This window comes from Flavobacterium sp. (assembly GCF_023151265.1).
Classification (GTDB): domain Bacteria; phylum Bacteroidota; class Bacteroidia; order Flavobacteriales; family Flavobacteriaceae; genus Flavobacterium.
On sequence record NZ_JAKLJH010000014.1, the window covers coordinates 22,349 to 32,513 of the forward strand.

The 10,165-nt window shown below is 32.4% G+C and carries 10 protein-coding genes and 1 riboswitch; of the genes, 7 read left to right on the top strand and 3 right to left on the bottom strand.

All coding sequences use genetic code 11. From position 1 onward, the window contains the following. Positions 1-34 precede the first annotated feature (34 nt). A complete protein-coding gene (locus L6Q46_RS02610) occupies positions 35-742 on the top strand; it encodes a PH domain-containing protein (protein ID WP_291282982.1) in 708 nt (235 codons plus the stop codon). A 53-nt stretch (positions 743-795) separates the two neighbouring features. On the opposite strand, the gene L6Q46_RS02615 is transcribed toward L6Q46_RS02610, so the two are convergent. Continuing rightward, on the bottom strand, positions 796-1,896 hold the full coding sequence (locus L6Q46_RS02615; RefSeq protein ID WP_291282983.1) for a DUF4407 domain-containing protein: 1,101 nt from the start codon (positions 1,894-1,896) through the stop codon (positions 796-798). A 159-nt stretch (positions 1,897-2,055) separates the two neighbouring features. Next, entirely contained in the window at positions 2,056-3,372 is a 1,317-nt protein-coding gene (gene ahcY / locus L6Q46_RS02620; protein ID WP_291282984.1) for an adenosylhomocysteinase, read from the bottom strand. A 130-nt stretch (positions 3,373-3,502) separates the two neighbouring features. Here ahcY and L6Q46_RS02625 point away from each other — a divergent pair, with 130 nt between their 5' ends. The 6 genes from L6Q46_RS02625 (at position 3,503) to L6Q46_RS02650 (ending at position 9,775) form a co-directional block, all read left to right on the top strand. Then, positions 3,503-4,132, top strand: coding sequence for a 4'-phosphopantetheinyl transferase superfamily protein (locus L6Q46_RS02625; protein ID WP_291282985.1), 630 nt, complete (start codon positions 3,503-3,505; stop codon positions 4,130-4,132). A gap of 1 nt (position 4,133) precedes the next feature. After that, on the top strand, positions 4,134-4,850 hold the full coding sequence (locus L6Q46_RS02630; RefSeq protein ID WP_291282986.1) for a geranylgeranylglyceryl/heptaprenylglyceryl phosphate synthase: 717 nt from the start codon (positions 4,134-4,136) through the stop codon (positions 4,848-4,850). Next, on the top strand, positions 4,847-5,461 hold the full coding sequence (gene pnuC, locus L6Q46_RS02635; protein ID WP_291282987.1) for a nicotinamide riboside transporter PnuC: 615 nt from the start codon (positions 4,847-4,849) through the stop codon (positions 5,459-5,461). Before L6Q46_RS02630 ends, pnuC begins: the two co-directional genes overlap by 4 nt. Then, entirely contained in the window at positions 5,431-6,966 is a 1,536-nt protein-coding gene (locus L6Q46_RS02640) for a DUF4301 family protein (RefSeq protein WP_291282988.1), read from the top strand. Before pnuC ends, L6Q46_RS02640 begins: the two co-directional genes overlap by 31 nt. Next, complete coding sequence (gene arfB / locus L6Q46_RS02645) at positions 6,959-7,360, top strand: alternative ribosome rescue aminoacyl-tRNA hydrolase ArfB (protein WP_291282989.1); 402 nt, start codon at positions 6,959-6,961, stop codon at positions 7,358-7,360. Before L6Q46_RS02640 ends, arfB begins: the two co-directional genes overlap by 8 nt. Positions 7,361-7,402: 42 nt before the next feature. Continuing rightward, a riboswitch (TPP riboswitch) is annotated at positions 7,403-7,498 on the top strand. Between the two features lie 114 nt (positions 7,499-7,612). Beyond that, on the top strand, positions 7,613-9,775 hold the full coding sequence (locus tag L6Q46_RS02650; protein WP_291282990.1) for a TonB-dependent receptor: 2,163 nt from the start codon (positions 7,613-7,615) through the stop codon (positions 9,773-9,775). Between the two features lie 55 nt (positions 9,776-9,830). Here L6Q46_RS02650 and L6Q46_RS02655 read toward each other — a convergent pair. Beyond that, positions 9,831-10,165: hypothetical protein (locus L6Q46_RS02655; protein ID WP_291282991.1), on the bottom strand; the 335-nt coding region annotated here is incomplete at its 5' end.

Sequence of the window (10,165 nt, forward strand, 5' to 3'; positions counted from 1 at the left end):
GTGCTATTAAAAAAGAAAATTTAAAGTAACTATCATGATAGATAACTTAAAAAAAATACTAAACGAAGATCAAGATCCAAAAGCTATTGAGAAAATCACGGCTAAATTGGAGAATCTTTTAATGTCTAACGAAGAAGTAGGCTATATTGCGGTTCAGAAAAAACCAGCGGTAACTATTTTTCCAGATAGCATTGTGGTAACGAACAAACGTATCATTTTATGTAAGCCAAAAAACTTAGGATTATCAATGGAATTCATTGATTACGATTGGGATGATATCGCAGGTTCGTTTGTAAAAGAAGGAATTTTAGGTGCTGATTTTACCTTTACAACCAATTCTGATTTAACACATACGGTTGATTATTTACCAAAGAATCAAGCCCGAAAATTATATACTTACGCTAAAGAGCAATTGGATTTGTTGAAAAATCCTAAAGTAACCGCTCCAATTGTAGAAGAAGTTAAAACAGAAGCTCCAATTGAAACTCCTGTGCAAGAAGCCGAAGTTGAGGAAATTCCAACAGAAGAAGTAACACTTTATGCTGAAATCATGCCAACGCCAAACGATGTAATTCGTGATACAGAAGTAGAAGCGCCTATTTCAGAAGAAAAAGGCTTGGCGCATTTAACGCAAGACGAATTGTTTGCCAAACTTCAGAATTATAAAAAATTATTAGACAACGGCTTAATTCTTCAAGGAGAATACGACCGATTAAAGTCGGAAATTTTAAAATATTTGTAATATAAAATTAAAACCCAACACTTCAAAATGTTGGGTTTTTCTTTGTTGTAACTTTACATCGATTTCTTCTGTTTCTCCACAAAACCATCGGCTTGAAGTTTTAGTAATTCCGTTGCACTTTTCTTTTTGTAGTTATACAATTCTTTATCTTCTTTGATGTCGGCATAGACTTTATCGTAGATTTCTGCATCGGTTTTCTTTTGTAATTCGCTTTGGTAACGATTTTGAGCTAGCATGTTTTTTATGCCCATTTCGTTATCTTCTTGTTTAAAATCGTATTCGCTTTTTGGTGATAATAATTTGGCAATAATTGGCGAAGTTTCAATCGCTAAAAACAATAACATAATAAAAAACGAAGGCAAGAATGGTAATTTATTCAACGCATTAATTCTAGCCATTAAACCGTCGAAACCTTCAATAATGGGTTGGGTTTCGGTGACTTTTTTATCTAAATCGGCTTGTAAGGTTTTAGCTTTCGCTTCTAAATCAGTAATCTTTGCTTGGTTTGCAGCTTTTAATGTCGCTAAATCTTGCAAAGCAGCATTGTGTTTCTCACGTTTCTCTTTATAAACTGGACCTTTGCCTAACTTTTTAGTTCCGGCAGTTCCTTCGGCTTCGGTAATGTAAACCGAATATAAATCGTTTACTTCTTTCTCTTTTTTAAGAATATCCGATTTTAAACTATCAATTTGGGTTTTGTTTTTATCTAAATCCGATTGAAAATAATTGGCTACTTGTTTTTTGTTGGCCAACATCATTTCGTTCTTTTCTTTTAGTAAAACCGTATTGATTTCTTTTTCGAAGATTTTAATTTCCAAAGGTTTTGAAATTACGATAGCAATAATAATCGCTAAAGCAATACGCGGAGTAGCTTGAATGAATTCGTCTAAAAAGCTGTCTCTTTTTTTAATGGTTGAAACAATAAATCGGTCTAAATTAAAAATAAGCAAACCCCAAACTAGTCCGAAAGCTATAGCAATAAAAGCATTGTCGAAAACAGTAAAAAGCGCATAAGCACTCGCAATAAAAGCCATTACGGCGGTGAAGAAAACGGTAGCTCCAATTCCGGCATATTTGTTTTGCTCGCCATTAGAACAGCCGTTAATTATGTCGGAATCTACGCCCGAGCATAACATAAAAAATCGTTTTAACATGATGATTGATTTTGATTGATGATGATTAGTACAAATTTAACGCCAAATGTTTCAAGTTGTTGCTAATTTGTTGAAAAATAGTTGGTAAATGAAAAAACCCTCACATTGCTGCAAGGGTTTAAAATATTTTGAGATGCCGAAACGAGTTCAGCATGACAATTAGTATCTGTAATATTCAGGTTTAAATGGACCTTGAACTTCAACTCCAATGTAAGCTGCTTGCTCTGAGTTTAAAGTTTCTAATTCAACACCTAATTTAGCTAAGTGAAGCGCTGCCACTTTTTCATCTAAATGTTTAGGTAACATATACACTTCGTTTTTGTAAGCTGCACTGTTTGTCCATAATTCAATTTGAGCTAACGTTTGGTTAGTAAATGAATTACTCATTACAAAACTTGGGTGACCTGTAGCACAACCTAAGTTTACTAAACGTCCTTCAGCCAAAATGATGATATCGTTTCCGTTGATTGTATATTTGTCAACTTGTGGTTTGATTTCGATTTTAGAAGCACCATGGTTTTTGTTTAACCAAGCCATATCGATTTCGTTATCGAAGTGTCCAATGTTACAAACGATAGTTTTATCTTTCATAGCTTCAAAGTGACGACCAATAACGATATCTTTATTTCCAGTTGTAGTAATTACGATATCAGCATTACCAACAACAGTATCTAATTTTTTCACTTCAAAACCGTCCATAGCGGCTTGTAAAGCACAAATTGGATCAATTTCAGTAACAGTTACAATAGATCCAGCACCACGGAAAGAAGCCGCAGTTCCTTTTCCAACGTCACCGTATCCACAAACAACAACTCTTTTACCCGCTAACATAACATCAGTTGCACGACGAATAGCATCAACAGCTGATTCTTTACATCCGTATTTGTTATCAAATTTAGATTTTGTAACTGAATCATTTACGTTAATTGCCGGCATGAATAAAGTTCCGTTTTTCATTCTTTCATACAAACGGTGAACTCCAGTAGTAGTTTCTTCTGATAAGCCTTTAATTCCAGGAATTAATTCAGGGTAACGGTCAAAAACCATATTAGTTAAATCACCACCATCATCTAAAATCATGTTCAATGGTTTTCTATCTTCACCAAAGAATAAAGTTTGCTCAATACACCAATCGAAATCTTCTTCATTTAAACCTTTCCAAGCATAAACCTGAATTCCAGCAGCAGCAATAGCAGCAGCAGCTTGATCTTGAGTTGAGAAAATGTTACAAGATGACCAAGTAACTTCTGCACCTAAAGCAATTAAAGTTTCAATTAAAACAGCAGTTTGAATTGTCATGTGAAGACATCCCGCAATTCTAGCTCCTTTTAAAGGTTGAGATGCTCCGTATTCAGCTCTTAAAGCCATTAAACCTGGCATTTCAGCTTCAGCTAATTCAATTTCTTTTCTTCCCCAAGCTGCAAGCGAAATATCTTTCACTTTATAAGCTACATAAGGTAATGTTTGTGTACTCATCTATTATGTATATTTGTATATTCTAAAATTAGAGCGCAAAATTACAAAATAACTTTTTATTTTTTCAAAGATTTCTATTAATTTGTGAATTGTTTAGTTTTCTAATGATTTGAAAAACAACAAAATATAAATGCCGCTATATAAAATTATACATATAAACGAAACCACAACTGCGTACTTTTGGCATATTACTGAAGACGTAACTTCATTATTTAGAGCGGTTTCGTTAAAAGATACTTCGCTTTTTCGTTTAGAAGGAATGAAATCGGAAGAACACCAGAGAGGATTTTTAGCGGTTCGAATGTTATTACAACATTTAGGTTACACCGATTATGATTTAACATATGATGAAGCAGGTAAGCCACATCTAAGTGATCGTAAACATATTTCTATATCACATTCGCACGAATTTTCATGTATTTGCATTAGTAATGAATTGATGGGAATCGATTTGGAAAAACTCAAAGACAAAACACTTCGAATTGCTCCGAGATTTATGGAAATAAAGCATTTAGAAAATCTTTCTGTATTGGAACAAATGGAGAAAGCAACGGTGGTTTGGGGAATTAAAGAATCGATTTTTAAAATCAAAAACGAAAAAGGAATCAGTTTTCCAGAACATATTTTTGAAGATGAATTTTGTTTTTCTGATGAAAAATGTGCTGCTGAATTGCATTTTAATAACACAATAGAAAAGTTTAAAATTCATTTTTATAAAGTAGAAGATTATATCTTTGTGTGTGCCTTTCCAAATAAATAAAATGCAAAATCTCTACCAAAATATACTTCAAGCTAAAAAAGACAATCGAAAACTATTGGCTATTCTTATCGATCCAGAAAAAGTTTCGATAGAAAAAGTTTTGGTTTTAGCTGATAAAATTAAGACTTCACCCGCAACTCATATTTTTGTAGGCGGAAGTACTTTTAGCGGAACGCATTTGGATGAATTGATAGCGACATTAAAAAAAGAAACACAATTACCCATTTTAATTTTTCCAGGTCATCCATCCCAAATTTCCAATGAAGCTGATGGAATTCTATTTTTAAGTTTGCTTTCGGGTCGAAATCCGGAATATTTGATTGAACATCATATTAATTCGGTTGAAGCGTTAGAAAAATCAAATTTGGAAATTATCCCAACAGGTTATTTACTTATTGATGGCGGAAAAGAAACCGCAGTGCAACGTGTAAGTCAAACCCAACCGATTGAAAATAATAATATCGAATTAGCTTACAAAACCGCAAAAGCAGGCGAATTTTTAGGAAAGAAATTAATTTATTTAGAAGCAGGAAGCGGAGCTAACCAACACGTTTCATTAGAAATGATTCGTTTTGTATCGCAAAATATTAGAATTCCATTGATTGTTGGAGGCGGCATTCGTTCTATGAAAACCATTCAAGAAGTGTATGAAGCCGGTGCAGATTTGGTGGTAATTGGAACAGCTTTTGAAAACGATAGTAACTTCTTTTCGCTATGATAGAGTTTTTATTTTCCCAATATAAAGAGTATTCCAACTTCTTAATTGCATTAGAATTAATTGCCGTTGTGTTTGGAGTTATCAGTGTTTTATTTGCTCGAAAAAATAATATTTTGGTGTACCCAACGGGTTTGGTAAGTACGATTCTTTACGTTTATATTTTGTTTGAATTTCAATTATATGGCGATTTAATTATCAATTTTTATTATACGATTATGAGTGTTTTAGGTTGGTATTTATGGTCTAAAACAAAAGACGGAGCAGAAGAATTTCCCATTTCAACTATAAATCGGAAAGAATTTCTAATTTCAACGCTAATTTTTATAATTACCTTAACGTTTGTTGCATTAGTTTACCATTTTTTTGATAAATTTACCCATTGGACAGCTTATGTTGACGCACTCACCACAGGATTATTTTTTGTTGGGATGTGGCTCATGGCCAAAAGAAAAATCGAAAACTGGATTTTATGGATTATTGCCGATGCAATTTCAATTCCTTTATACTTTTATAAAGGTTTGACCTTTTCGAGTTTTCAATTTATACTATTTACGATTATTGCTATTTTAGGCTATAAAGAATGGAAAAGATTTTTACAGAAGACGATTTAATATACATACAAAATAGAGGAAATTCAATAGAGAAAATTCAACAACAGTTGGATTTTTTTATCCAAGGAATTCCCAAAATTAACTTAGTTCGCTCAGCAAAAGTAGGCGATGGTATTTGGCAATTTTTAGAAGAGGATACCACTGTTTTTGTAAACTATTTCGATAAACACAAAGCCAATTATTCTATTGAAAAGTTTGTGCCTGCTTCAGGTGCGGCTACTCGTATGTTTAAATTTTTGAATGAGTTTTTGAATGAGTTTGATGCCGAGAATGACACTATCAATAGTTACATCAATAAGCGAAATGCTAAAGATATTTCAATTTTTATTTTTGGATTGAAAAACTTTCCTTTTTATAGAGAATTGAAGGAAAAAACTATTCAATTGTATCCAAATTATTATTCGTTATCAAGCGATAAAAAATATCACGCATTAATAAAAACATTGTTAAGCAAAGAAGGATTAGATTTTGCTAACAAGCCAAAAGGTATTTTGCCTTTTCATGTGAGAGATGAGAAAATAATAACTCCAATTGAAGAAAATATTTTTGAGTCCGATTTTTTTAAGAAAGAAAATCAAAAGACAAAAATTCATTTTACCATTACTGAAGAATTTCAACCTGATTTTGAGAAAATTACCAATCAATTTTCAGATTGTGAAATTAGTTTTTCGTATCAAAATCAATCCACTGATACCTTAGCGGTTAATGAAAATAATACACCTTTTCGAATTGAAGGTAACAAATTGTTCTTTAGACCCGGAGGACATGGCGCTTTGATTGATAATTTGAATGCGTTACAATCGGATATAATTTACATTAAAAATATTGATAACGTTTCTCAAAATCATAGAAAAGTAATTGAAACGAACAAGAAGTTATTAGGTGGTGTTTTATTTTTTGTTCAGTACAAAATTTTCAATTATTTAAAATTACTTTCAAGCGGAAATGTTACCGAAACTCAAATAACTGAAATCAAAGATTTTGCAGAGAATAAAACGTCTTTTCCTTTGCCAGAAGAATTCAATTTTTTCCAAACCGAATACAAAATTGAGTATTTAATTAAAGTCTTAAATCGACCTATTCGTGTTTGTGGAATGGTTAAAAATGAAGGGGAACCAGGCGGTGGACCATTTTGGGTACAAGATGAAAAAGGGCGTCAAACTTTGCAAATTGTTGAATCGTCTCAAATAGATTTGAATAATAAATCGCAAAAAAATATTGCTAAAGAAGCTACGCATTTTAATCCTGTGGACATTGTTTGTGGAGTTAAAAATTTCAAAGGCGAAAAGTTTGATTTAAACCAATTCATAGATCCAAAAGCAGCTTTTATTACCGAAAAAACAAAAAACGGAAAACCAATTAAAGCCTTTGAGCTTCCCGGATTATGGAATGGCGCAATGGCAAAATGGACCACTATTTTTGTTGAGGTTCCGTTAGAAACTTTCAATCCAGTTAAAACTGTAAATGATTTATTAAAATCGTCACATCAACCTGATAATGGATAAATCAATTATTGCATCAGAATTTTCGTTTAAAGCGGTGAGAAGTAGCGGAGCAGGAGGACAAAATGTAAATAAAGTGTCTTCTAAAGTCGTGCTGACTTTCGATTTAGTCAATTCAAAAGGATTAACAGAAGAAGAAAAAATTTTGTTGCAAGCTAAAATCGCAACTAAATTAACTCAAGAAGGAATCCTAATCTTAACTAGCGAAGAAGACAGAAGTCAACTGAAAAACAAAGAAAAAGTTATTAAGAAATGTTTTAAGTTGCTTGAAAATGCGTTGGTTGTTCCAAAAGAAAGAAAAGAAACTAAAATTCCAAGAGCGGTAAAAGAAAAACGTTTGAACGCTAAAAAAGTAATGAGCGTTTTAAAGCAAAATAGGAAAAAACCAAAGTTTTAAAGGTTAAACTTGGAACTTTAAACTAAAGAATCCTATCTTTGCCTCGTCTCAAAGGGGTGCTCTAAATAACGAGCTGAGATCATACCCATAGAACCTAGAACAGATAATGCTGTTTAGGGAAACGACAAAAATAAATGTGCACGTTTATTAGCGTCAAAGAGTATCAATAATTAATTTTTAATCAAGGAATAATTACCCCTTTTATTCGTATTTATTTTACGAATGAAAACTTTATTCAAAAAAAATGGCTTAATGCCAAAAACAAAAAGTCGCTATTTTAGTTGCCTTTTACCTTTTGCCTTTTACCTTTTGCCTTTTGCTGCTTTTTCGCAAGAAACCAAGAAAGACACCACAAAAGTTACCGAACTTAAAGAAGTTACGGTTTCATCTGTTAGAGCAAAAGACAAAAATCCAATTACGTACACGAATGTATCCAAAGAAGAAATTGCGCCACGAAATTTAGGTCAAGATGTACCGGTTTTGTTGCAATATTTGCCTTCTGTGGTTAGTACAACCGATGCTGGAAATGGAGTAGGTTACACGTACATGAGGGTTCGTGGTTCCGATGGCTCTCGAATTAATGTTACCTTAAACGGAGTTCCTTTTAATGATAGTGAAAGTCAAGGAACATTTTTTGTGAATTTACCTGATTTTGCTTCTTCTTTAGAAAGTGTTCAGTTGCAACGTGGAGTGGGAACTTCAACTAATGGAGCTGGAGCTTTTGGAGCCAGTTTAAACATGGCAACCAAATCCTATCAAGAAAAAGCGTATGCCGAAATTTCAAATTCCTTTGGAAGTTTTAATGCAAGAAAGCATACTTTGTCTTTTGGGACTGGTTTGCATAATAACTTCGAAATGAATGGTCGAATTTCTAATATAGCTTCGGATGGATTTATTGATAGAGCCACATCAAATATGTTTGGTTACTTTTTTAATGTTAATTACGTTAAAGAGTCAACTTTAGTAAAGTTGTTAGCTTTTGGTGGAAAAGAGAAAACCTATCAAGCTTGGTACGGAATTGAAGATCCTGAAAAACTAAAAAACGATCGAACATTCAATCCTGCAGGAATGTATTTCGATGAATTCGGAAATATGCAATTCTATGATAATGAAACCGATAATTATTGGCAGAATCATTTTCAATTGCATTGGACAGAAAAATGGTCGGAGAACTGGATTTCAAATGCGGCATTGCATTACACCATTGGAAAAGGTTATTTTGAGCAATACAAAGAAGATGAAGATTTAACCGATTATAATTTGCCAGCGTTTAACGGGAATTCAATTTCTGATTTGGTAAGAAAACGTTGGTTAGATAATGATTTCTTTGGAGCTACTTTTTCCTTAAATTATAAAAATGAAAACGTCGATTTATTATTTGGAGGTGCTGCTAATCGTTATTTAGGATTGCATTATGGTGAAGTAGTTTGGACACAAAATTACATTCCAAATCCAAATCGCTATTATGATAATTATGGAAATAAAGACGATGTAAATTTCTATACAAAAGCATCATACAATGTTACAAACAAGTTGAATTTATTTGCTGATTTGCAATACAGAATGGTGTTTTATGATGCAACAAGCGTGAAATTCGATGATGTAAACGATACATTCCGATTTTTTAATCCAAAAGCAGGTTTGAATTATCAATTAAACGAAAAAAATGCTTTTTATGGTTATTTCGGAATTGCTAACAAAGAACCAAGACGCGACGATTACGAAAGCGGAGCAATAAAACCAGAACGTTTATTCGATTATGAATTAGGTTGGAAATACAACACTAAAAAAGTAAAATTATACGCAAATGCATTTTATATGCGCTATAATGATCAATTAGTTTTGACAGGCGATTTGAATGATGTTGGTGCTCCAATTTTTACAAATAGTGGAAAAAGTTATCGATTAGGTTTAGAAGTAGAATCAACAATTGCTTTAACAAATAAATTAATTTTAAATCCGAATTTCACATTAAGTCAAAATAAGAATGAGGATTTTTATTATGAAATTAATGGAGTAGTTCAGAATTTAGGAAATACTAATATCGCATATTCGCCTAATTTTATTTTTGGAAACCGTTTTTCTTATTTACCTGTTAAAGGTTTACAATTATCATTGTTATCAAAGTTTGTAGGAGAACAATATATGGGGAATATCGATTCAGATGTTTCAAAATTAGACAGTTATTTTATCAATGATTTCAACGTTTCTTACGATTGGCAAATTAATAAAGGAATCAAATCAATAGTTTTTTCAGCGTTAGTGAATAATATTTTTGATGTAGAATATGAATCAAATGGTTATTTCTATACGTATGATGACGATTCTTCAGGAAGTACAATTACTTATGGTGGAGCAGGTTTTTACCCTCAAGCGGGAATAAACTTTCTTCTTGGAATGAATTTAAAATTTTAGTTAAATTAAGTTAAGTTGAAAAAAGCCTGAAAGTTTTACTTTTCGGGCTTTTTTGTTAATTGTAAACTCTAAGTGAAACGGCGTCTAATTGTTCAACACGATAACGTTTCATTGGATATTGCATTCCTTGGGCTTGACCCGAAAATAAACTGTATCGCACATCATCACAAGGACAAATGGCATCAATGCCACTCAAAGTCATAGTAGAACATGAACTCAAAGCTTGATTTGGACATGCGGCATCATAAGCAACATAACCAGCTCCAGTATTAAAAACAAAAATTCCTCTAATTCCTACACCTGCATTATTTAAATAGATGCCATTACTTGGAAATTGTAAAGAACTATATTGAGGTAAATTCATATTAATGTTTACACTAAAGCCATAAT

Coding starts and splice junctions, on each gene's coding strand:
- L6Q46_RS02610 (WP_291282982.1), top strand. CDS start 35: ATGATAGATAACTTAAAAAAAATACTAAACGAAGATCAAGATCCAAAA.
- L6Q46_RS02615 (WP_291282983.1), bottom strand. CDS start 1,896: ATGTTAAAACGATTTTTTATGTTATGCTCGGGCGTAGATTCCGACATA.
- ahcY (WP_291282984.1), bottom strand. CDS start 3,372: ATGAGTACACAAACATTACCTTATGTAGCTTATAAAGTGAAAGATATT.
- L6Q46_RS02625 (WP_291282985.1), top strand. CDS start 3,503: ATGCCGCTATATAAAATTATACATATAAACGAAACCACAACTGCGTAC.
- L6Q46_RS02630 (WP_291282986.1), top strand. CDS start 4,134: ATGCAAAATCTCTACCAAAATATACTTCAAGCTAAAAAAGACAATCGA.
- pnuC (WP_291282987.1), top strand. CDS start 4,847: ATGATAGAGTTTTTATTTTCCCAATATAAAGAGTATTCCAACTTCTTA.
- L6Q46_RS02640 (WP_291282988.1), top strand. CDS start 5,431: ATGGAAAAGATTTTTACAGAAGACGATTTAATATACATACAAAATAGA.
- arfB (WP_291282989.1), top strand. CDS start 6,959: ATGGATAAATCAATTATTGCATCAGAATTTTCGTTTAAAGCGGTGAGA.
- L6Q46_RS02650 (WP_291282990.1), top strand. CDS start 7,613: ATGCCAAAAACAAAAAGTCGCTATTTTAGTTGCCTTTTACCTTTTGCC.